Source organism: Gordonia sp. YY1, from assembly GCF_009872315.1.
Lineage (GTDB): Bacteria > Actinomycetota > Actinomycetes > Mycobacteriales > Mycobacteriaceae > Gordonia > Gordonia amicalis.
Genome location: NZ_WXYI01000028.1, coordinates 1 through 21012, shown reverse-complemented (window position 1 = coordinate 21012; position 21012 = coordinate 1). Strand labels below are relative to the sequence as shown.

19 protein-coding genes, 1 tRNA gene and 1 pseudogene are annotated in these 21012 nt (G+C 67.3%); 9 read left to right on the top strand and 12 right to left on the bottom strand.

Annotation, left to right across the window (positions count from 1 at the left end):
* Positions 1 to 287 precede the first annotated feature (287 nt).
* On the top strand, positions 288 to 806 hold the full coding sequence (locus tag BPODLACK_RS22275; protein ID WP_159406270.1) for a GtrA family protein: 519 nt from the start codon (positions 288 to 290) through the stop codon (positions 804 to 806).
* An 83-nt stretch (positions 807 to 889) separates the two neighbouring features.
* On the opposite strand, the gene BPODLACK_RS22270 is transcribed toward BPODLACK_RS22275, so the two are convergent.
* The 5 genes and pseudogenes from BPODLACK_RS22270 to BPODLACK_RS22250 form a co-directional block, all read right to left on the bottom strand.
* Positions 890 to 3547: an ABC transporter ATP-binding protein/permease gene (locus tag BPODLACK_RS22270; RefSeq protein ID WP_159406269.1), complete on the bottom strand. Its 2658-nt coding sequence runs from the start codon at positions 3545 to 3547 to the stop codon at positions 890 to 892.
* The gene (locus BPODLACK_RS22265) at positions 3544 to 4509 is read right to left on the bottom strand and encodes an ABC transporter permease (protein WP_159406268.1); all 966 of its coding nucleotides are present in this window, start codon (positions 4507 to 4509) and stop codon (positions 3544 to 3546) included. The genes BPODLACK_RS22270 and BPODLACK_RS22265 overlap by 4 nt, the downstream gene beginning before the upstream one ends.
* 1 nt (position 4510) lies before the next feature.
* Positions 4511 to 6118 carry an ABC transporter substrate-binding protein gene (locus BPODLACK_RS22260; protein WP_236577754.1) on the bottom strand — a complete coding sequence of 536 codons (1608 nt, stop codon included), beginning with the start codon at positions 6116 to 6118 and terminating at the stop codon, positions 4511 to 4513.
* A 168-nt stretch (positions 6119 to 6286) separates the two neighbouring features.
* Positions 6287 to 7164: pseudogene (locus tag BPODLACK_RS22255) on the bottom strand (TIGR03619 family F420-dependent LLM class oxidoreductase).
* 86 nt (positions 7165 to 7250) lie between these two features.
* Positions 7251 to 7745 carry a winged helix-turn-helix transcriptional regulator gene (locus tag BPODLACK_RS22250; protein ID WP_159406267.1) on the bottom strand — a complete coding sequence of 165 codons (495 nt, stop codon included), beginning with the start codon at positions 7743 to 7745 and terminating at the stop codon, positions 7251 to 7253.
* A gap of 54 nt (positions 7746 to 7799) precedes the next feature.
* On the opposite strand from BPODLACK_RS22250, the gene BPODLACK_RS22245 reads away from it, so the two are divergent.
* Together BPODLACK_RS22245 and BPODLACK_RS22240 are read left to right on the top strand one after the other, a co-directional pair.
* The gene (locus tag BPODLACK_RS22245) at positions 7800 to 8627 is read left to right on the top strand and encodes an acyl-CoA thioesterase (protein ID WP_159406271.1); all 828 of its coding nucleotides are present in this window, start codon (positions 7800 to 7802) and stop codon (positions 8625 to 8627) included.
* Complete coding sequence (locus BPODLACK_RS22240; protein ID WP_159406266.1) at positions 8624 to 10033, top strand: DHA2 family efflux MFS transporter permease subunit; 1410 nt, start codon at positions 8624 to 8626, stop codon at positions 10031 to 10033. The genes BPODLACK_RS22245 and BPODLACK_RS22240 overlap by 4 nt, the downstream gene beginning before the upstream one ends.
* Before the next feature lie 62 nt (positions 10034 to 10095).
* Here the strand turns inward: BPODLACK_RS22240 and glfT1 are convergent, their stop codons facing one another.
* Genes glfT1 through BPODLACK_RS22220 form a run of 4 tightly spaced genes read right to left on the bottom strand, consistent with a single transcriptional unit; the run spans position 10096 to position 13366 of the window.
* Complete coding sequence (glfT1, locus tag BPODLACK_RS22235; protein WP_006438632.1) at positions 10096 to 11049, bottom strand: galactofuranosyltransferase GlfT1; 954 nt, start codon at positions 11047 to 11049, stop codon at positions 10096 to 10098.
* Positions 11046 to 11882 carry a galactan export ABC transporter ATP-binding subunit Wzt/RfbE gene (gene wzt, locus BPODLACK_RS22230; protein ID WP_159406265.1) on the bottom strand — a complete coding sequence of 279 codons (837 nt, stop codon included), beginning with the start codon at positions 11880 to 11882 and terminating at the stop codon, positions 11046 to 11048. Before wzt ends, glfT1 begins: the two co-directional genes overlap by 4 nt.
* Positions 11883 to 11893: 11 nt before the next feature.
* Positions 11894 to 12757, bottom strand: coding sequence for a galactan export ABC transporter permease subunit Wzm/RfbD (wzm, locus tag BPODLACK_RS22225; RefSeq protein WP_024498774.1), 864 nt, complete (start codon positions 12755 to 12757; stop codon positions 11894 to 11896).
* A 51-nt stretch (positions 12758 to 12808) separates the two neighbouring features.
* Complete coding sequence (locus tag BPODLACK_RS22220) at positions 12809 to 13366, bottom strand: bacterial proteasome activator family protein (protein WP_024498773.1); 558 nt, start codon at positions 13364 to 13366, stop codon at positions 12809 to 12811.
* Positions 13367 to 13482: 116 nt separating this feature from the next.
* Here BPODLACK_RS22220 and BPODLACK_RS22215 point away from each other — a divergent pair, with 116 nt between their 5' ends.
* Entirely contained in the window at positions 13483 to 14679 is a 1197-nt protein-coding gene (locus BPODLACK_RS22215) for a cysteine desulfurase-like protein (RefSeq protein ID WP_006438628.1), read from the top strand.
* A gap of 74 nt (positions 14680 to 14753) precedes the next feature.
* On the top strand, positions 14754 to 15257 hold the full coding sequence (locus tag BPODLACK_RS22210) for a MarR family winged helix-turn-helix transcriptional regulator (protein WP_006438627.1): 504 nt from the start codon (positions 14754 to 14756) through the stop codon (positions 15255 to 15257).
* A 1-nt stretch (position 15258) separates the two neighbouring features.
* On the opposite strand, the gene BPODLACK_RS22205 is transcribed toward BPODLACK_RS22210, so the two are convergent.
* Positions 15259 to 16227, bottom strand: coding sequence for an NAD(P)H-quinone oxidoreductase (locus BPODLACK_RS22205; RefSeq protein ID WP_006438626.1), 969 nt, complete (start codon positions 16225 to 16227; stop codon positions 15259 to 15261).
* Between the two features lie 95 nt (positions 16228 to 16322).
* On the opposite strand from BPODLACK_RS22205, the gene BPODLACK_RS22200 reads away from it, so the two are divergent.
* The 3 genes from BPODLACK_RS22200 to BPODLACK_RS22190 all read left to right on the top strand — a co-directional run bounded on the left by BPODLACK_RS22200 (position 16323) and on the right by BPODLACK_RS22190 (position 18100).
* Positions 16323 to 16410 (top strand) — tRNA-Ser (locus BPODLACK_RS22200).
* Positions 16411 to 16419: 9 nt separating this feature from the next.
* Positions 16420 to 17220, top strand: a complete 801-nt coding sequence (locus BPODLACK_RS22195) for an SGNH/GDSL hydrolase family protein (protein WP_006438744.1) — start codon at positions 16420 to 16422, stop codon at positions 17218 to 17220.
* Complete coding sequence (locus tag BPODLACK_RS22190) at positions 17213 to 18100, top strand: exodeoxyribonuclease III (protein WP_024498771.1); 888 nt, start codon at positions 17213 to 17215, stop codon at positions 18098 to 18100. The genes BPODLACK_RS22195 and BPODLACK_RS22190 overlap by 8 nt, the downstream gene beginning before the upstream one ends.
* A 16-nt stretch (positions 18101 to 18116) precedes the next feature.
* On the opposite strand, the gene BPODLACK_RS22185 is transcribed toward BPODLACK_RS22190, so the two are convergent.
* Positions 18117 to 18932 carry a class I SAM-dependent methyltransferase gene (locus BPODLACK_RS22185; protein WP_159406264.1) on the bottom strand — a complete coding sequence of 272 codons (816 nt, stop codon included), beginning with the start codon at positions 18930 to 18932 and terminating at the stop codon, positions 18117 to 18119.
* A gap of 173 nt (positions 18933 to 19105) precedes the next feature.
* Between BPODLACK_RS22185 and BPODLACK_RS22180 the strand changes: the two genes are divergently transcribed.
* Positions 19106 to 19780 carry a winged helix-turn-helix transcriptional regulator gene (locus tag BPODLACK_RS22180; RefSeq protein WP_006438748.1) on the top strand — a complete coding sequence of 225 codons (675 nt, stop codon included), beginning with the start codon at positions 19106 to 19108 and terminating at the stop codon, positions 19778 to 19780.
* Positions 19781 to 19831: 51 nt separating this feature from the next.
* On the opposite strand, the gene BPODLACK_RS22175 is transcribed toward BPODLACK_RS22180, so the two are convergent.
* On the bottom strand, positions 19832 to 20815 hold the full coding sequence (locus BPODLACK_RS22175; RefSeq protein WP_006438749.1) for an alpha/beta hydrolase: 984 nt from the start codon (positions 20813 to 20815) through the stop codon (positions 19832 to 19834).
* Positions 20816 to 21012: the final 197 nt, after the last annotated feature.

Below are 21012 nucleotides of genomic sequence, written 5' to 3'. Positions count from 1 at the left end.
ACCGGCTCAACCAGCATGGACGCGGTGGCTCGCTCCGCTCGCTACCGGCTCAACCAGCATGGACGCGGTGGCTCGCTTCGCTCGCTACCGGCTCAACCAGCATGGACGCGGTGGCTCGCTCCGCTCGCTACCGGCTCAACCAGCAACCTCGACCGCCGCTCGACGTAGGAGCCATGAGTGGGTGAGGAGCTTGCGACGAGCCGTACCCCTGCTCGTTGAGTAGGTGAGGAGCTTGCGACGAGCCGTATCGAAACGCCACCCCTCACCTCGTCCGCTAGGGTGTCAGCGTGTCTCGACCCGACCCCGGCAACGACGAACCCGCAGGTGACGTCCCTCACGATCACCACGAGGACTTCACGACGCGTCATGCACCGATGCCGATCGAGTTGCCTCTCGACGACGAAGAGGCGTCGACCGATGTCGACCTGAAGACGCAGCTGATCCGGTTCGTGGTCACCGGTGCGGGTTCGGCCGTCCTGGACTTCGCGCTCACGCTGTTCCTGCAGTACGTCGTCGGCACTCCCGAGGCCGTCGCCAAGGCGGGCGGCTTCATCCTCGGAACCACCGTCGCGTACCTGATCAACCGGCGCTGGACCTTCCGCGCGGAGCCGAGCGCCGCCCGCTTCATCGCGGTCGTGATCCTCTACCTGGTCACCTTCGTGGTCAACGTCGGTCTCTACAGCTGGTTGTCGTCGCTGTGGGAGGAGACCGCCCTCTACTCGGCGATCGCCTTCGTCATCGCGCAGGGCACGGCGACGGTCATCAACTTCGTGGTCCAGCGGGCGGTCATCTTCAAGATCCGCTGAGCGGGTGACGGTCACCGCTGGACGGGTGGCGAGTACGGATCGATGTCGCACGCGACGTGATTCTGGCGAGCGAACTCCGCGCGTCACGCCCGCTGCGGGACCTCGGGCGGGATCGCGGCGAGAAGACTTCGCGTGTAATCGGTTTCGGGATCGTGCAGGATGCGTGACGCCGGGCCGGTCTCGACGACCTTGCCGTTCTGCATCACCGCGACGGTGTCGCTGATCTGCTCGACGACCGCGAGGTCGTGTGCGATGAAGAGGAACGTGAGGCCCTTCTCCTGTTGCAGCCCGGAGAGAAGGTCGAGGACACCGGCCTGCACGGAGACGTCGAGCGACGCGGTCGACTCGTCGAGGATGAGGATCTCCGGCTCGGAGGCCAGGGCTCGCGCGATGCAGACGCGTTGACGCTGTCCGCCGGACATCTCGTGCGGGTAGCGACCGAGGAACGACGAGTCGAGGCTGACGTCGGCCAGCAACTGCTCTGCACGGCCGCGCATCTCGTCCCGTCCGGAGACCAATCCGTGCGCGCGGAGAGGTTCGGTGATCGACGAGGCCACCGTCATCCGCGGGTCCAGCGAAGCGGTCGGGTCCTGGAAGACCATCGCGACCCGGCGTCGGAGTAGTGCTTCGTCGGTGCCGCGGACGCCCACCGCCTCGACCTCGCGGCCGTCGACCGAGACCGTCACGCTCCCTGTCACCGTCGTTCCCTGACCGGACTCGATCAGGCCGGTGACGACTCCGGCGACCGTGGACTTCCCCGAACCCGATTCGCCGACGATGCCGAGAGTCCGACCGCGGGCGACTTGTAGGTCCACGCCCTCGATCGCGTGCACCACCCTGCGACCGGGGGCGCCGGGAGCGGAGCGAGCGGGCCCGGTGTTGGTCGGCCCGCGCACCACGTACTCGACGCCGAGTCCGTGGGCCTGCAACGCAGGCTTCTCGTCGGTCTGTTTCGTCAGACCCGCTCCGGCGTCGCGTTCCTCGACCTTGCTCAACAGCGGTCGCGAGTCGAGGAGCTTCTTGCTGTAGGGGTCCTGCGGGTCGTCGAAGAGTGCTGCCACATCGCGGCTTTCGACGATCCGCCCCGAGCGCATGACCATGACGCGGTCGGCGATGCGGCCGATCACGCCGAGGTCGTGGCTGATCCACACGACGGCCATGCCCCGTTTGCGTTGCAGGTCGGCGACGAGATCGATGATCTGCGCCTGCGTGGTCACGTCGAGGGCGGTGGTGGCCTCGTCGGCGATGAGCAGTTCGGGGTCGCAGGCGAGTGCGATCGCGATCATCACCCGCTGGCGCTGGCCACCCGACAGTTGGTGCGGATATGCGCCCAAACGGCTTTCGGGGTCGGGGAGGTTCACATCGCGCAACAGCTGCAGCGCACGCTCGCGCGCCTCGGCGCGGTTGAGTCCGAGGTGCCGGCGTGGTCCCTCGACGAGTTGCTGCTCGATGGTGAGCAGCGGATTGAGACTCGACGACGGGTCCTGGAAGACGAAACCGACGCGCGTCCCGTGGAGGGCGCGAAGCGTCGACGGGGTGGCGCCGACGATCTCGGTACGGCCGAGAAGTGCCGACCCGCGCACGTAGGCACTGGGAGCGTCGAACAGGCCCGTCGCTGACAGCACACTCAATGACTTGCCCGAACCGCTGTCGCCGACGATGCCGAGCGTCTCGCCGCGCGCGACCGTGAAACTGATGCCGTGCACGATCTCTCGCGGTCCGACCCCGACGACGAGGTTCTCCACGTCCAGCACCGAATCGTCGGAGACGGCGCGTGCGGGCCTCGGTGTCACCGTCGCGACGGCGACAGACCTGCGGTCGTACCCCCGGTTGCGCAGCAGCGTGCGCTGTCGCGGATCGAGCACATCGCGCACCCCGTCGCCGACCAGGTTGAACGCGAACACGGTGAACAGGATCGCGAGTCCGGGGAACACGCCCATCCACCACGCGGTCGTGATGAACCCCTGCGCATCGAAGAGCATCCGGCCCCACGACGGGTCGGGCGGTTGCACACCGAGTCCCAGGAAGGACAGCGCCGCCTCCGACAGGATGGCGAACGCCAGGGAGATGGACGTCTGGACGATCACCGGACCCGAGATGTTCGGCAGCACATGGCTGAACAGGATGCGGGACGTGCGGACGCCCATCGTCCGCGCCGACTGTACGTACTGGGTCTGCCGCACCCGCAACGTGTCCGCACGTGCGACGCGGGCGAAGATCGGGATGTAGACGATGCCGATCGCGATCATCGCCGACGTGACGCCGGGCCCCAGGACCGCGACGATCGCGAGTGCCAGGAGGAGCACCGGGAAAGAGAAGACGACGTCGACGATGCGCATGAGGGCGGTGTCGAGCACACCGCCCGCGAAACCCGCGACCATTCCGAGGATCACGCCGACGGTGAGGGAGATGGCGACCGCGATCACGGCCACCCGCAAGCTCACCGACGCCGCGAGCACGACCCGGGAGAAGACGTCGCGACCGAGGTCGTCGGTCCCGAACAGGTGCGACCAGGTCGGTGCCTGCAGGGCGTTGGGCACGTCGATCTCGTTGGCGCCGTAGGGCGCGATCAGCGGGCCGAAGACGGCAGCGACGACGACGATCGCGATGATGACCAGCCCGGCGACGGACGCTCGGTTGCGGAGCAGCAACCGCCAGGCCGAATCCGTTGCGGTGCCCGGCTCCGCCGGGTCGACGGTGCTGGCGGAGGGGTCGAGAGGTTCGGGTGCGGTGAGGGTCATGACAACCGGATCCTCGGATCGATGACGGCGTAGAGGATGTCCACGACGAGATTCACGAACAGGAAGATCACCGCGATCAGCAGGATCGCGCCCTGCAGCACCGGATAGTCGCGAGCCGCGACCGAGTCGTAGACCAGCAGTCCCAGACCAGGCCAGGCGAAGACCACCTCGACGACGATGACACCACCGAGGAGTCCCGCCAACTGGATGCCGGAGATGGTGAGGACGGGCACCAGGGCGTTGCGTCCCATGTGGTCCAGCATGATCTTCTTCCTGCTCAGCCCCTTTGATTCCGCGGTGGTGACGAACGGCGTGTTCACGACCTCGAGCACCGAGGACCGGACGTAGCGCGTCATGATCGCGCCGGTGACGACCCCGACCGTGACGGCGGGCAGGACGAGATGCTCGAACCAGCCGAGCGGACCGTCGGCGAAGGGCTGGTAGCCCGCCGACGGCAGCCATCCCAGTGCGGTCGAGAAGAGACCGATCAGCAGGATGCCCATCCAGAAGTCGGGGACCGAGATGCCGAACTGGCTGATGACACGAATGACGTTGTCGGCCAGGCGGCCTTCGCGGAGAGCAGCCCACGAACCCAGTGGGATCGCGATGAGCAGCGCCACGACGATGGCGGCGAGTGCGAGGGTGATGGTCGCCGGTAACCGGTCGAACAGCATCGTCGTGACAGGTTCGCTGTTGCGGAAGCTGACACCGAGATCGCCGGTGAAGGCATTGCCGACGTAGGCGACGAGCTGGTTGGGCAGCGGCTGGTCCAGGCCGGACGCACTGCGCAGCGCCGCATACGATTCCGGTGTGTAGCGAGTGCCGAGCGCGATGCGGACCGGGTCGCCGGGCACGATCTGGATCAGGAAGAACACCGCGACGATCACCCCGAGCAGAACGGCGACCGTGTACGCGAGCCGGATGAGGATGAAGCGCAGCAGCGGGGAACGGATCGCGGTCACGTCAGCTCCTCTCCAGCCGGGCGGACCGGAACCGGACGGCTTTGTCGGACCGGACCGTGTACCCCTGGAGGTTCTTCGAAAACGCTTGCGTGGCAGAGGGGTTGTACAGGTACAGGTAACTCACGTCATCGGCTATCCGGCGGGCGGCGTCCGCGTAGACAGCCTTGCGGGCTGGGACGTCGAGCTCGGTACGTCCCCGGTCGAGCAGTGCGTCCACCTGAGGGTTCGAATACTTCTGCGCGTTCGACGTGCCCTTCGAATGATGCTGTGCGTAGTAGAAGTCGTCGGGATCGATGTTGCCGAGCCAGCCGAGCAGCAGGGCGTCGAAGTCGCCGGAGGCCTGGCGGTCGAGCCAGGCACCGAAGTCGAGTTGCTCGATCTTGACGGTGACGCCGATGTCCTCGAGGTTCGACGCGATGACCTGCGCGGCGGTCACGGTCTCGGGATACTCGGTGGTGACCATGAGCCGCATGTCCATCGACCCGATACCCGCCTGGCGCAACAGGTCTTTCGCCTTGTCGACGGCCTGAGCACGGTCGAGGCCCGCGGTGTAGCGGTCGTAGGGCGCGAACCACGGACTGGTCGACGGGATCGCGAGTTCGTTGGGTGTCGCGGTGCCGTACCCGACGACCTGCGCGATCGACCGGCGGTCGATGGCGTAGGCGACGGCCTGACGGACGCGGGTGTCCGCGAAGGGCTTGGCGTCGAAGTTCATCGTGATGTACCAGTAGTCGTTCGCCACCACGGTGCCCACCTCGAGCGTGTCGTCCCGCGACAAGATACTCAGCTGTTGTGCGGGAATCGCGTCCGTCCAGTCGATCTCGCCGGAGCGGAGTGCCGACACCGCCGTCGTCCCCAGGGAGATGAAGGTGTAGTTCACGCCGTCGATCGCGGGCGGACCGCCCCAGTAATCGGGGTTCGACTTCAGCACGATCGACGCGCCGGGGGAGCGGGAGACGAACGAGAACGGGCCGGTGCCCACGGGTTTTGTCGCAATCTCGCCGGATTGGACGTTGCGCCGGTTGACGATCGCCAGTCCTTTGAAGCCGCCGATGTTGGTCAGCAGGTTCGGGGTGGGTTCGCGGACCGTGAATCGTACGCGCCGGTCGTCGAGGGCGGTGATCGACTCGACGGCCTCGAGTTTCCAGGCGTTGGACAGTTCTTCGTCGAGGATGCGACGGAACGAGAACTCGACATCGGCGGCCGTCAGGGGATCGCCGTTGTGGAACGTGACCCCCGGTCGCAACAGGAACGTCCACTGTCGGGCGTCGGGGCTGACGTCCCAGCTCTGCGCGAGAGCCGGCTGCATCTGCAGGTTCTCGTCGGGTTCGACGAGGGTGTCGAAGACGTTCTCGAGGACCTCGAAGGTGAAGTACGAGCTGGATTTCTGCGGATCGAGCTGGTCGGGTTCGCCGGCGATGGCCACCCGCAGCGTGTTGGGCGAGACCGACGACCCGCCGCATGCGGCCAGTGCCGACGCGCCGAGGAGCGCGGTACCGGTGACCCCCGCGGCCTTGAAGAAGGTACGCCTGCTCAGGCGAGATGGACGATTCACCCGACCGACCCCCTGCGTCGACCACGAGGCCGACCCACCGGGTGAATCGGTCATCGCTGTCCTCCCACCCGGTGATCGTGAGTGTTCACTCGCTCGGTCACACCTGGGGTCTGCATTGTCCGTGTTCTGCAGTGTGCCTCAGCGGGAGGACCCGTGCAACCGCGCCGGTCCGGGGTTGACGAACTCAGGGTTCGCGGCGAATACGGTTGACGACCAATCGAATCAGCCGTTGACCTTCGCGATCACGTTGTCCGCGTACCAGTTCAGGTGATCGATCTTGGTCTGGAGTGGCTCGGTGTCCTGACCCATCACATAGGGCAGGCGGAAACCGACGATCACATCGGTGATTCCCTTGTCCTCCAGCCGTTTACAGCCATCAACGGTGTATGCGTCCATCGAGATCACGTGGATCTCGAACGGATCGTTGGTTTTGCCCTCGGCCTTGCGGATCTCGTTGATGCGGTCCAGGAGGCATCGAGTTCCTCCGGCGGGCCGCCGCCGTGCATCCAGCCGTCGCCGCGGATCACTGCGCGACGGAGCGCGGCATCGGCGTGACCGCCCACCAGCAGCGGGATCGGCTCGGTGGGGGCGGGCGTCATCTTGATCTTCGGGATGTCGTAGAACTCGCCGTGGAACTCGAAGTACTCGCCCGTGGTGAGTCCGCGGATGATGTCCATGCATTCGTCCATGCGCTTGCCGCGGCGACGGAAGTCGACGCCCATGAAGTCGTAGTCCTCGGGCCACGGACTCGTGCCGACGCCGAGCGCGAGGCGATTGCCGGTGAGGTACGCGACCGAACTCGCCTGCTTGGCGACCAGGGCCGGCGGCCGGACGGGGAGTTTGAGCACGAACGGGGTGAACCGGATGGTCGAGGTGACCGCGCCCAGTGCTGCGGCCTGGATGAAGGTCTCGATGAACGCCTTACCGTCGAGGAACTCGCGGTTGCCGTCGGGTGTGTATGGATACTTGGCGTCCGATTCCTCGGGGTAGGCGAGGGAGTCGGGAATGGTGAAGCCGGCGTAGCCCGCTTTCTCCGCGGCCTGCGCGAGCGGCGCGTAGTACGACGGATCGGTCATGGCCTCGGCGAAGGTGAACCGCATCTTGCTCCTCGGGACGTGCAGACGGAACTCTCCCCACAGTAGAACACGTTCTAATTCGGTGGCGAAGGTTTGCACTCCCGCGCAGTTCAGGAGGGTTGGACGCCGCGCTCCCGGAGTCCGTTGAGCGGATTGTTCTCCCGTGCACCCGGACCGGGGTGGACGCGGAGGTCGGCCAGTTCGACCCGCTCCCCGCAGGCCGAGCAATGCGGCTCGACGGTCATCGTGCTGCCGCAGCTGTGGGTGGACTCCACGGGTGGGCCGCCGTCGGTGGCCCACTTGTCGCCCCACTGCCGCAGTGCGGTGATCACCGTCCAGAGGTCGCGCCCCTTGTCGGTGAGCCGGTAGTCGTAGCGGACCGGATTGTCCTGATAGGGCTCTTTGGTCATCACCCCGTGGTCGACGAGGGTGTCCAATCGCTGGGTCAGGACGTTGCGTGCGATTCCGAGCCGCGTGGAGAACTCGTCGAATCGAGTCACGCCGAAGAGTGCGTCTCGAACGATCAGCAGCGTCCACCATTCGCCGACGATCTCCAGGCTCTGGGCGACCGAGCAGTTCATGTCGGTGAAAGAGGCGCGACGCATGACTCCGACGATAGTGGGTTGCGTGAAGCAACTCAACCTGCTTGCATGAGTTGCATGAAACAACTCAGCAGGCAGCGCGATGCTGTCGACGAATTGGCCGAAGAATTCGGGGCACTACGAGTCGGCCGCGGGAAGTGGGCGGCGACGATCGACCGGAGCTGGTGGGGATGGTCGGGCCCGTTCGGCGGTGCGATCGTCGCGCTGGCGGTGCGCGTCGCGGTAGATGCGGTCCCGGGGGCGTCGGTCCGGGCGGTGGACCTGCGGTTCGTCGGCAAACCGGCCGGCGGTGAGATTCTCCTGACGTCATCGGTGCGCGAGGTCGGACGTCACACGCGGATCGTCGACGTTGCCGTGACCCAGGGAGCCGCCGAGATCGGGGTCGCATCGGTGACGGCGGGACGGGTCGGCGAGGCCGATGACGGCGACATCGTCGACGTCGCGGAGCCGGTGCCGGGTCCGGAGGGGCTCGCGCAGTTCAGCATCCCGCCGGAGATCGTCCCCATGGGCGGTCACCTCGACCTTCGTCCGGTCGACGGTCCGCTGCCGCTCACCGGCGCGGACGAGGCGTGGATGCGCGCATGGATCGTCACGCGTACCCCCATGGCGCTCGACGCCGCGTACCTCGGTCTGCTGGCCGATTGTCTGCCGCCTGCGGTCTTCCCCACGTTGGCCGCGCCGCTCGCCATCCCGACCGTCGCATTCTCCATGCACATCACGGCGCCGCTTGACGACCCCGAACCCGCACCGGTCCTGGTGCACACCCGCAACATCTCGACCTCGGGCGGCTGGTCCGTCGACGACACCACCCTCCGTGACCGCGGCGGCCGGCTCCTCGCCTCCGCCCGCCAGAGTCGCCGCGTCGTCGGGTGGTCCGCCCGATGACCACCACACCGACCCAAATCGGCTCGCCCGCTGCGTCATCGACTCTCGCCCGGCCCGGGCTCACACTCCTCATCTTGTCCGGCGCCGCGTTCATGGCCAGCCTGGACGTGTTCATCGTCAACGTCGCCTTCGACGACATCAGTTCGGACTTCGACGGCTCGACCCTTTCCCAGATGTCCTGGATCCTCAACGCCTACGCGATTCTCTACGCGGCGCTGCTGGTTCCGGCGGGGCGGATCGTCGACCGTTACGGGCGTAAGGGCGGCTTTCTGTTCGGTCTCGCACTCTTCACGGTCGCGAGTGCGGCGTGCGCTGCGGCTCAGGGAGTTTGGTGGCTGATCGCGTTCCGTGCGCTGCAGGCCGTCGGTGCGGCGATCCTGACGCCGGCCAGTCTCGGGCTGGTGGTGTCGACGCTGCCGCCGGAGCGTCGTGCCCGTGGGGTGAAGATCTGGGCGGCGACCGGCGCGCTCGCCGCCGCGTTCGGCCCCGCGGTCGGTGCAGTCCTGGTCGAGGCGTCGTGGCGGTGGGTGTTCCTGGTGAACATCCCGGTGGGCATCGCGGCACTGGTCGCGGGTGCGATCATCCTCGTGCGCTCCCGAAACGACGCTGTGACAGCGTTTCCCGACGCGCTGGGGGCTGCGCTGCTGGTGGTCTCGGTGGGGGCGTTGACCCTGGGCCTGGTTCAGGGCAGCGATTGGGGATGGTCGGACCCCCGGATCACCGGCGCGTGGATCGTGGCGCTGATGGCGTTCGCCGGGTTCGTGTTGAGTTCACGACGCCACGCCGAACCGGTCATCGATCCGGCACTGCTCCGGATTCGCACGTTCTCCTCCGCCAACATCGCCATGCTGCTCTTCTCGATCCCGTTCGCCGGCGCTCTGCTCGCCAACATCCTGTGGTTGCAACAGGTCTGGGGATTCTCGGCGATCGCCACCGGGCTGGCCGTGTCCACCGGACCGCTGATGGTCCCGATCTTCGCCGCCGTCGCCGACCGCCTCAGCTCACGGGTCCCGGTGGGTGTCATCGTGGCCGCCGGGTGCGTCCTGTTCGCCGTCGGGATCGCGATGGTCGCGCTGTCGGTCGACGCCACCCCGGATTTCGCGACCGAGATGCTACCGGGCTGGCTCATCGGCGGCGTCGGTGCCGGGTTCGCCCTGCCGTCGATCCTGTCTTCCGCGACCGCCGATCTGCCGGCACATCAGGCGGCCACCGGTAGTGCGGTCGTCAACATGAGCCGCCAGGTCGGAATGTCGTTGGGAGTCAGCCTGTTCGTCGCGATCGTCGGTACCGCGGTGATCTACGACGACGTGCGCGACGCCTTCGTGTCGGCGTGGTGGGCGCTGGCCGCGATCGGGGTGGTCGGCGGCGTGGTCGCGCTCGGCATGACCCCGCGTGCCGGGCGTTAGAAGAGTTGCGGCAGTTGGTCTCGGTATACGGGACCAACTGCCTCAACAATTCTGGGGGCGCCTCAGGGGCGCGTGAATCGCTCCCGCCGGCCCAGCCCCCGGAGTCGCACCCACTCGGCGAACCCCTTCGGATCACGTTGCTGCACAAGGAAGAACCAGCCGAAGCGGGCGTATTCCTGGGGGAGCAGCCTGCGCATGCCGGGCTGGCTCATCAGGTAGCCGCGGTTGCGGTAGGTGAAGTAACGCTTGACGTCGTTGTCCGGGTACTGGGTGTGCATGCGGCCGCCCAGGATCGGCCGGAACTCGGCGGACCCGTCCGGATGCAGGTAGCCGGCGCGCAGGCAGGTCCCGAACTTCACACCGGAACGCACCAGGCGCCGGTGCACCTCGACCTCGTCGCCGCGGAAGAAGAGCCGGAGGTCGGGGACGCCGACCTGCTCGAGGCACTCCGCCGAGAACAGAGCGCCATTGAACAGCGAGGCGATGCCGGGCAACAGATCGTCCTCTTGCGCTTCACCGTCGGCGACATTCGACCCGCTCGCTCCGCTCCCGGCGTCGGAAAAGAGCTCAGAACGCTTGCGGCGCCACACGAGTCCGCGGCGCAGCGGGAAGGCGAGGGTGTCGGGATCGTCGAGGTTGGCGACGACCGGTGACACCTCGTCGAGGTCGTGACGCTTCGCGCAGTCGAGCAGCGTCGAGAGCACCGCCGGCCCGTCGGGCCGCCCGTCGTCGTCGGCGCACCAGACCCAGTCGGCGCCGAGAGCGAGTGCGTGGAGCATACCCAGCGCGAAGCCGCCAGCGCCGCCGAGGTTGCGCTGCGAACCGAGATAGGTGGTGGGAACCGGCTGAGCCGCAACGAGTTCGGCGACCTCGGGTTCGTCGGCGTTGTCGACGACGATGAGGTGATCGACGGGCCGGTCCTGTCCGGACACCACGGCCAGGGATTCGGCGAGCAGTTCGACGCGGCGGTGGGTCACCACCACCGCGATCACCGTCTCCGGCCGGACCTGGGTCACTGAGCCGTGCCCTCGGCGTCGGCCTTGACCTGCGCGATCACCTCGCGGACGTGAGCCGCGGCCCCCGGGCCCTCGTAGGCGCCGACGACCTCTTCGATGCCGCCTTCCATGCGGACCTCGCCCTTGTCGATCCACAGCGCCCGATCGCAGAGCTGCGCGAGGAACTCGTTGGAGTGGCTGGCGAAGACCAGGATTCCGGAGCGTTCGACGAGCGACTGCAGACGACCGCGGGCCTTGCGCATGAAGTCGGCGTCGACTGCGCCGATGCCCTCGTCGAGGATGAGGATCTCCGGATCGATCGACGTCACGACACCCAGTGCGATGCGTACGCGCATACCCGTGGAGTAGGTCCGCAGCGGCATCTGCAGATAATCGCCGAGCTCGGTGAACTCTGCGATGTCGTCGATCTTCTTCAGCATCTCCTTGCGGGTCATGCCGAGGAACATGCCGCGGATGATGATGTTCTCGTAGCCGGAGATCTCCGGGTCCATGCCGACGCCGAGATCGAAGACCGGAGCCACGCGGCCATGCACCCGGCACGCCCCACGGGTGGGTTCGTAGATGTCCGACAGCAGACGCAGCAGCGTCGACTTGCCGGCACCGTTGTGACCGACCAGCCCGATGCGGTCGCCGTGCTTGAGGTGCAGATTGATGTTCTTGAGCGCCTCGACGACCACCACGTTCGACGCGTTGGAGCCGATCACGCCGCCCGCCGCACCGAGCACCGACTTCTTCAGCGAACGCGTCTTGGCGTCGAAGATCGGGAAGTCGACGCACGCGTCCCACGTGTCGACGCGGACCCGGTTGTCCCCGAGGTTGTTGTTTCTGGCCATCAGTCTCGTCCCTACACCCAGTACGCCACGCGGGCGCGGTAGTTGCGCATCACCAGCATGCCCAGAATCCAGCCGACCGCGGTGCAGCCCAGCACAACGGCCCAGTGGTAGAACTCCACCGGCTCGCCGAGCAGCGGTCCGCGCGCGATCTCCAGGTAGTGGAACATCGGGTTCAGCTCGACGAGCTTCAACCGCGACGACGTCTCGCCCGTCGCGCTCCCCAGGCTGGACGTGGTCCAGATGATCGGCGTCATGAAGAACACCAGCTGGACCACCGTGGTGAGGAGCTGGCCGATGTCGCGGAACCGCGTCGACAGGATGCCGAAGACGATGGACACCCAGATCGCGTTGAGCACGTAGAGGCCGATGGCGGGGATCACCAGCAGCACGGTCCAGTCGAGGGGCGGCGGGAAGATCAGGAAGATCAGGACGATGATCACCACGTTGTGCGCGAAGATGATCAACGCCCGCCACACGACGCGGTAGACGTGCACGCTGACCGGCGCCGGCAGCTGCTTGATCAGCCCCTCGTTCTTCGAGAAGACCTCCGCACCGTCGAGGATCGAGCTCTGGATGAAGTTCCAGAAGATGAACCCGAGCGCGACGTACGGCAGGAACACCTTGATGTCCATGCCGAACAGTTCGCCGTAGAGCAGTCCCATCGCGATCGCGGTGACGCCGGTCGCGATGACGATCCAGAGTGGTCCGAGCACCGAGCGGCGGTACCGCTGTTTGATGTCCTGCCACCCCAGGTGAAGCCACAGTTCGCGGCTGGCGAGGCCGTCACGGAGGTCCTTGACGCCGCGCGCGAACGTGCGTGACTCAGAACTCTCGGGACGCGCGGGTATCGCGTCGTCGTCTACTACCGCTGACACGAGGAGTCAGCGTACCCGCGATAGGAGTCGACCGGTTCAGAGGTACTGGCCTCAGAGGTATTGTCCGGGGCTGTTGCTGTGCGCTCCGCCGGGTGCGGGCATGCCCGGTGGCAGTGCGCCCTGTCGCATCTGCTCGAGCTGGGCGCGCGCGGCCATCTGCTGGGCGAACAGCGCCGTCTGGATGCCGTGGAACAGTCCTTCGAGCCAGCCGACGAGCTGGGCCTGCGCGATCCGTAGCTCGGCATCCGACGGCGTCCCCTCGTCGGAGAACGGGAGCGCGAGCCGCTCGAGCTCTTCGCGCAGCTCGGGGGCGAGACCGTCCTCGAGTTCGCGGATGGACGACTGGTGGATCTCACGCAGCCGGTTCCGCGACGCGTCGTCGAGCGGAGCGGCACGCACCTCCTCGAGCAGCTGCTTGATCATCGTGCCGATGCGCATGACCTTGGCGGGCTGCTCGACCATGTCGGCGAGGCTCGACGACTCCGACGTCTCGTCGTCGGGTTTCGACTCGTCCACGCCTGCGCCCACGACGATCACGTCGTCGGAGCCGCCGGCGCCAAAGGGGCGGCCGGGCATCGAACCGGGTCCTGGGGTGCCATCCGTTGCCATGGTCTCCATTGTGCCCATTCGCCCCGACCGGGACCTCTCGGGCACGCCGATCGTTCGAGTCCCTGCACTTGACGGACGCGATGATCGGCCCGACGACGGGCGTCTATCCTCGTGCCATGCCTTTCGACGTCGCCTATGTGCGTGGATTGATTCCATCGCTGGGCGACGGCTGGATTCACCTCGACCCCCAGGCGGGGATGCAGGTCCCGGATTCGGTCGCCACCGCGGTGACCACCAGCTTCCGGCATCTGGCCGCGGCTCCCGGCGGGGTGTACCCGTCGGCCCGTGCCACCGCGGAGGTCACCGACAGCGCCCGCCGCGCGATCGCCGACCTCGTCGGTGGCGACGCCGCGGGAGTGGTCATCGGACCGTCGCGCTACTCCCTGCTGGCCTGCCTGGCCGAGGCCCTCTCACCGCACGCGTTCCTGCGCGGCGACGTGGTGGTGACCCGGCAGGACGACGAGCCGAACATCGTCCCGTGGGTACGGGCCGCCGAACGGTATGCCGGCCGCATCCGGTGGGCCGAGGTGGACGTGGAGACCGGCGCCCTGCCCGCGTGGCAGTTCGGCGACCTCATCACGCCCGAGACCGAGGTCGTCGCGGTGACCCTGGCCTCGTCGACGACCGGGGCGATCACTGACATCGGCGAGATCACGCCGCTGGTCCGCGGTGCGGGCGCGCTCTTCGTCGTCGACGCCACCAACGCCGCTCCCTACCTGTCCTTGGACATCCATGAGCTGGGCGCCGACGTGCTCGTGGTGTCCGCCGAGCGCTGGGGCGGTCCGCGGATGTCGGCGATGGTGTTCCGCGAACCCCACGTCATCGACCGCCTGCGACTGATGTCGATGGATCCCGGTGCCAAGGGCCCGGCCCGGCTCGAACCCGAACCGCATCAGGGGTCGATGCTGGCCGGTCTGGTGGCCTCGGTCGAACACATCGCCGGGCTGGACGAGGACGGTATCGGGAAACGCCGCCGGCGCCTGGTCACCTCGCTCGACGGCGTCTACGAGTACCTGCAACGGTTGACCTATTACCTGGTCACGACGTTGACCCAGCTCAACCACGTCAATGTGGTCGGCACGGAGGAGAACCGGGTGCCGCTGGTGAGCTTCACGGTCGACGGCGTCAGTGCCGACAAGGTGGTCCGCCGGCTCGCCGACAACGGCGTGTGCGCGCTCGCCGACGTCCCCAACCGAGCGCTGGTGCGGATGGGTGCCCCGGAGTTCGGGGGTGCTGTCACGGTGGGCCTCGCACCTTATTCGACGCCGTACGAGGTCGACCACCTGGTGCGGACGCTTGGTTCGCTCGCCTGAGCAGAGGACAGTCCGCTACGCACGGTATTCACTATTGCGCGTAGCAAATTAATGCCAGTGTAGGTTGTCCTGTTGTGTCGGGAAAGAAGGAAGATCGAGCCCCGGGTCCTCCGCGGTCACTCACCTCAGCCGAGGCCGAGAGCTGGCTCAACCTCGTCGACGGGGGGTGGGCGCTGTTCGCGCGCGTCAACGACGAGTTCGTGAAGCGTGGGCTGTCGCTGTCGGACCTCCGCATCCTGGAGGCGATCGAGTTGTCGCCGAAGCTGGGGGTCAGTGAGGTCGCAGACGCCGTGCACATGCGCGTGAGCACGGTGTCGCGCATGATCGCGCGGCTCAGCGAGGTCGGCGACGTCGAACGTCTCGAATCCAAGACCGACGGCCGGCATCGACTCGTCCAGCTGACCGACCGGGGCCGCCAGACGCTCGCCGCCCACGTCCACCTCCGCGACCGGGTCATCCGGAAGTTCGTCGTCGACGCGATGAGTCCCGAAGAGTTCGCCGCGCTCGGGACGGCCTTCCGCAAGATCAGGGCGGCGGTCGACGCCCCCGACGAGGAGTCCGCGCCGGGGGCGATCTGACCTATCCGACCGTCAGCAGCACCTTCCCGATGGCGTCACCGCTGTTGAGGTGGTCGTGTGCGGCAGCCGCGTCGGCGAGCGGGAAGGTGCGGTCGACGACCGGCTTGACCTTCCCGTCCTCGATCAACGGCCACGTGCGGGCCACCGTCGCCGCCACCACGTGGGCCTTGCCACCCTGACCGTGAACCGGGCGGGCGCGCAGCGTGGTGCCCATCACCGACAGGCGTTTGGCGAGCAGCAGGCCGATGGGGAGTTCGGCCTTCGTGCCGCCCTGCATCCCGATGATCACGAGACGACCGTCGGTGCTCAGTGCCTTGAGGTTCGACGACAGGTACTTGGCGCCGATGATGTCGAGGATGACGTCGGCGCCGCCGTTGTCCTTCAGGATTTGCGCGAAATCGTCACGCGTGTAGTCGATCAGGATCTCGGCGCCGTATTCGCGGCACCGGTCCAGCTTGGCCTGGGTGCGGGCGGTGACCGCGACCCGGGCGCCCATCGCATGCGCGACCTGCGTCGCGTGGGTGCCGATGCCGCTCGACCCGCCATGGACGAGGAGCAGTTCGCCCGTGCTCAGGTGCGCGGTGTCGAAGACATTCGACGACACGGTGCACGCGACCTCGGGCAGCGCGGCCGCCGACACCAGGTCGACGCCCCGCGGAACCTGCATGACCTGCTCGGCGGGAACCGCGACCTTCTCCGCGTAGCCGCCACCGGCCAGGAGTGCGCACACCTCGTCGCCCACCGCCCAGCCGGCCACCTGGTCACCCAGTGCGGAGATCCGGCCGGACACCTCGAGGCCGAGCGTCTCCGACGCACCCGGCGGCGGCGGGTAGTTGCCGGCCCGCTGGAGGATGTCGGCACGGTTGACACCGGCCGCCACCACGTCGATCACCACCTCACCGGCAGCCGGTGACGGATCGGGCACGTCCTGCACGGACAGGTTCTCGGATTCGACGACGATGGCTTTCACCCTGTCGATGGTTCCACAGCGACGTGATCGTCCGCGGGAATCGGGTCGGGCCTGTCATGTTGCGCGGGAGAGCCTCACGTACTCTTTCCTCTCAGGGAAGCGTGGCAGAGCGGCCGAATGCACTCGCCTTGAAAGCGAGCGTGGGTAAAACCACCGGGGGTTCAAATCCCTCCGCTTCCGCCAAGAGGGCCGATGGGGCGGCGGATTATCATCTTCGCCGTGCAGTACTCGCGTTTCGTGGCCATCGGTGACAGTCAGACAGAGGGTCTGGGAGACCCTCACCCGGAGTGGGAGTTCCGCGGCTGGGCCGACCGCCTCGCCGAGCGGATGGCGGCGTTCAACCCGGATCTGCAGTACGCCAACCTGGCCATCCGCGGGAAACGCACGCGGCAGGTTCTCGAAGATCAACTCGAGCCGGCGCTGGCCCTGCGACCGGACCTCATCGCCGCACCGCTCGGCATGAACGACGTGATCGGCCGCTCCGACCTCACCCAGGTGCACGAAGACCTCGACACGATCTATCGCCGGCTCGCGGATTCAGGCGCCACGGTCATCGTGTCGACCTTCCCGAACATCGTCCGCACCATCCCGTTCGCCGCCCGCAAGGAAGCCCGGCTGCTGGAGCTCAACGAGATGAATCGCGGGTTCGCCGCGACCTACGGCTTTCTCCTCGTCGACCTCCATGCTGCACCGGTGCTGACCGATCCGCGGTCGTGGTCGTCGGACCGCCTGCACGCCTCGCCGTTCGGACATGAGCGGTTCGCCGACGCTGCCGCGCACGCCCTCGGTCTGCCCGACAGCACCGCAGACTGGGGCAGCCCACTGCCACCCGCTCGGGCACCGCACCGGGTGGCCGCCCTGGCCGGTGACACCCGGTGGGCGGTGGAGTTCTTCACGCCATGGCTGATCCGCAAGTTCCGCGGGGTCTCCCTCGGCGACGGCCGTGAACCCAAACGGCCGTCGCTGACCCCGATGAACGTTCGCGATGTCTGAGGGCGGGAGAGTGTGCGACACCGGCCTGACCGTTGCGTCGTTCAACGTCAACGGGATTCGGGCGGCACGGCGCCGCGGGTTCGACGACTGGCTGATCCGGCGGAACCCGGACGTGGCCGGCCTACAGGAACTGCGGTGCGGTGCCGACGACGTCGGGGAGTTCGCCGGTTACACCGCAGCGATCGACGTCGGCACGATCCCGGGACGAAACGGGGTGGCGATCCTGACGCGCACGGCACCTGCCGCGGTGCGCACCTGGCTGACCCATCCGCCGAAGGCACGCGGGCTGAACGCTTTCGCACACGAGGGGCGGTACGTCGAGGTCGATCTGGCCGACCGGCCGCTGACCGTCGCCAACATCTACCTACCCAAGGGAGGTCTGCCCGCGGAGTTGCAGCGGCCCGGCTCGATGCGGGAGAAGCCCGACGGTGGCGCCAAACATGCACGCAAGCAACGGTTCCTGGCGGGGTTCGCCCGCGAACTGCAGCGCAACCGGCTCGCGGCACAACGCGCCGGGCGGGAGTTCCTGCTACTCGGTGACCTCAACGTCGCCCATCTCGAACACGACGTCACCAACTGGCGCGCCGCTCGCAAGATGGAGGGCTTCCTGCCCGAGGAGCGGGAGTGGTTCGGTGAGATCACCGGTCCGCGCCGCCTCGTCGACGTGGTGCGTGCGCTGCACGGCGACCGACCGGGGCCGCTGACCTGGTGGAGCTGGGCGGGGGAGTCCTTCGTCAAGGACGTCGGCTGGCGGATCGACCACCACCTCGCGACACCCGGACTCGCGCGTCGGGCGCAGCGGGTCGAGGTCGACAAGGAACCCGCGCCCGAACTGCGGCTGTCGGATCACGCGCCGCTCGTCGTCGAATACGCCGAGTGACTCTGCGAGGGCGGGGTCAGACGACGGTGAGCACCGCCTGCAGGTACTCCCACTCCATGTGGCCGTCGGTGAAGTAGCGGTCGGCGAGCTCGGCGATGGCGGTGTCGAGTTCGGCGACGCGGGTCGGGTCGTCGGCGATGTTCCGGTAGGTCACGATCGTCGGGCCGTAGTAAGCCTTGAAGAAGTCCCGGAACGCGGCGCCGTCGGAGAACTCGTCGATCTTCACCGTCGTGGTGGTGAACCGGTGATCGGTCACTCGGTCGCCGAAGAGGGAGCGCATGTGGTCGGTGCTGCCCCACAGCGGGCCGGGCTGCGCTCCGGGCGGCGGCGGTGGTGCGTACGGCTTCATCACGCCGAACAGCTCACCGATGAAACCCGTTGGCGTCCAGTTGATCAGACCGATCCGTCCGCCGGGTCGTACAACGCGGACGAGTTCGTCGGCGCACTTCTGGTGATTCGGCGCGAACATGACGCCGACGCAGGACGTCGCGATGTCGAAGTCGTCGTCGTCGAACGGGAGGTCCTCGGCATCGGCGGTGCGCCAGGTGATGCCCAGATCGCCGTGTCGCGATTCGCCGGTCTCCAGCAGCTCGGGCGTGAGGTCGGTCGCGACGACGTGTCCACCGGCCCGGGCCGCGGGCACCGCGACGTTGCCGGCCCCGGCCGCGACGTCGAGGACCTTCTCGCCGGACTTGATGTGCAGCGCGTCGACGAGTCGCCTGCCGAGCGGGGTGATCAGGTCGGCGACGGCGGGATAGTCGCCCGCCGCCCACAGTTTGCGATGGCGCGCCTTGATCTCGGCGTCGAACGGCGTGGGCTGGGTCGTGGTCATGATGTGTCCTCGTCGTGGTCGTGTCGATGTTCGTATCCGGACACCACGAGCTTCCGCCGTCGGGGCGACTTCCCTCTAGGCCAACATCTGTACCGACTCCGGTTCACATTCTGTACTGGTCATCGTGGTGCGGCGGGTGTGTACTTGGATTCATCGACGCAAGGGAGGATGCGATGACGTCGTATGGACAGTTCTGCCCGGTCGCCAAGGCCATGGAGCTCCTCGACGAGCGCTGGACGATCCTGATCGTTCGCGAAATGCTGCTGGGCAGTCGTCATTTCAACGAACTACGACGCGGCGTCCCGAAGATGTCGCCGGCGCTGCTCACCAAGCGGCTGCGCAATCTGGAGCGGGCCGGAGTCATCCGCCGGTCCGAGGTCGGTGGTCGTTCGGTGTACTCACTAACGGACATGGGTGAGGAACTGACCACGGTGGTGGAGGCGTTGAGTGCGTGGGGGATTCGCTGGGTCGGCGATCTCGGAGACGCCGATCTCGATCCGCACCTGCTGATGTGGGACATGCGCCGGACCGTCCCGGTCGATCAATGGCCGCGCCGTCGAACCGTGGTGCAGTTCATGTTTCGCGATGTGATCGGCAAGGCGCGCACCTGGTATCTGGTGGTCTCGGGGGACGACGCGCAGGTGTGTGACTTCGATCCCGGTTACGAGGTCGACGCCACCGTCGCGACCGATTTGAGAACCCTCACCGAGATCTGGCGCGGCGACATCGACTGGCGGTACGCGCTGAGCACCGATCGTGCCGAGATCACCGCCCCGGCGGAGGTCGCCCGAGAGGTGCCGGCGTGGATCGGACAGAGTGTGTCGGCTGCGATCCCGCGGCCGGCGTGACCTCGATACGGTCCTCGGCTGGCGCCTCGGACCTACTCGGCCGGCGGGATGTCAGCGCAATCCGACCGAGCGCATCAGGATCGGCCAGGACACGTGCAGCTCGTCCTTCCAGTACCCCCATTTGTGGGTTCCGCTGGGCCGCAGGTTGGTGGTGTAGGGGATGCCGAGCCGGGACAGGCGGTTGCTCATCTGTCCGGTGCAGGACCAGCTGCCGAACTCGCCGATGATGCCCTGGACGGTCTCGCCGATCGGGTCGGCGACCAGGTTGTTGTACCGGCCGGGGACCCCGTTGCCCGACGACATGTAGATGGTCTTGCCGCGGAGCTTCTCCGCGTTCACATAGGGATCGTGCGCGCTCCACTCCGGATCGCCGAACGGGCCCCACATGTTGGTCGCATCGCCGCCGCCGCGGCTCACGTCCCACCGGGTGAGCAGCTGGTTCTGCGGGCTCGAGATGTTGGCGCAGTCGCTGTAACCCGCCACTCCGCTGTACAGCGCGGGCCGTCGGGTCGCGAGGGTCAGTGCCGCGACCCCGCCCATCGATGCCCCGGCGATGGCGTTGCGCCCGTTGCCGTCGAACTCATCGTCTATCAGCGGGGGCAGTTCCTCGGTCAGGAACGTCTCGTACATGTACTTCTTGCCGACACCGGGATCGACTGTGCGCCAATCGGTGTAATAACTGTGCGGATCGCCGACCGGCGTCACGACCGTCAGCTTCTCGCCGGCGGCCAGCTTCTGCAGATCCGTCATCGCGTACCAGCCCGACTCCTCGTCGTGGGCTTCGGCGCCGTCGAGCATGTACAGCGTGGGCCGTTTGGTGTCACCCGCCGGATGTTGCACGTCGACGGTGATCTCGCGGCCCATCGACGGCGACCAGACCTCGAGTCGCTCGCGGCCGTCGAACGCCGTCGTCGACACGATGCGCGCGGTGTCGTCGTCGGCGAGCGCCGACGGAACACCCGGGATGAGCGCAAGCGCGACGAGGGACGCTCCGACCGCACCCGCGGCCCCGGTCAGTGTTCGGCGTCGTTGCATGCGGCATCCCCTCGTCGGCGATCGGTCGACCTGTCGAGTATGGGGCAGATGTGACTGGAGGGACAGGTGTTGTGATCTGATCGCAACGAGCGAGGCAGGCGAAGAGGTTGGCCGCCTAGGTGTACTGACCCGGGACGTTAGGTACGGGGTTCGGCGAGTCGGCGTGACATAGGGAAGACCTCCGAGTGAGGTGTGGA

Coding starts and splice junctions, on each gene's coding strand:
- BPODLACK_RS22260 (WP_236577754.1), bottom strand. CDS start 6,118: ATGACCGATTCACCCGGTGGGTCGGCCTCGTGGTCGACGCAGGGGGTC.
- BPODLACK_RS22185 (WP_159406264.1), bottom strand. CDS start 18,932: ATGACCACGACCCAGCCCACGCCGTTCGACGCCGAGATCAAGGCGCGC.
- BPODLACK_RS22175 (WP_006438749.1), bottom strand. CDS start 20,815: ATGCAACGACGCCGAACACTGACCGGGGCCGCGGGTGCGGTCGGAGCG.
- BPODLACK_RS22190 (WP_024498771.1), top strand. CDS start 17,213: ATGTCTGAGGGCGGGAGAGTGTGCGACACCGGCCTGACCGTTGCGTCG.
- BPODLACK_RS22195 (WP_006438744.1), top strand. CDS start 16,420: ATGGGGCGGCGGATTATCATCTTCGCCGTGCAGTACTCGCGTTTCGTG.
- BPODLACK_RS22215 (WP_006438628.1), top strand. CDS start 13,483: ATGCCTTTCGACGTCGCCTATGTGCGTGGATTGATTCCATCGCTGGGC.
- BPODLACK_RS22270 (WP_159406269.1), bottom strand. CDS start 3,547: ATGACCCTCACCGCACCCGAACCTCTCGACCCCTCCGCCAGCACCGTC.
- wzt (WP_159406265.1), bottom strand. CDS start 11,882: ATGGCCAGAAACAACAACCTCGGGGACAACCGGGTCCGCGTCGACACG.
- BPODLACK_RS22245 (WP_159406271.1), top strand. CDS start 7,800: ATGAAACAACTCAGCAGGCAGCGCGATGCTGTCGACGAATTGGCCGAA.
- BPODLACK_RS22240 (WP_159406266.1), top strand. CDS start 8,624: ATGACCACCACACCGACCCAAATCGGCTCGCCCGCTGCGTCATCGACT.
- BPODLACK_RS22250 (WP_159406267.1), bottom strand. CDS start 7,745: ATGCGTCGCGCCTCTTTCACCGACATGAACTGCTCGGTCGCCCAGAGC.
- BPODLACK_RS22220 (WP_024498773.1), bottom strand. CDS start 13,366: ATGGCAACGGATGGCACCCCAGGACCCGGTTCGATGCCCGGCCGCCCC.
- BPODLACK_RS22180 (WP_006438748.1), top strand. CDS start 19,106: ATGACGTCGTATGGACAGTTCTGCCCGGTCGCCAAGGCCATGGAGCTC.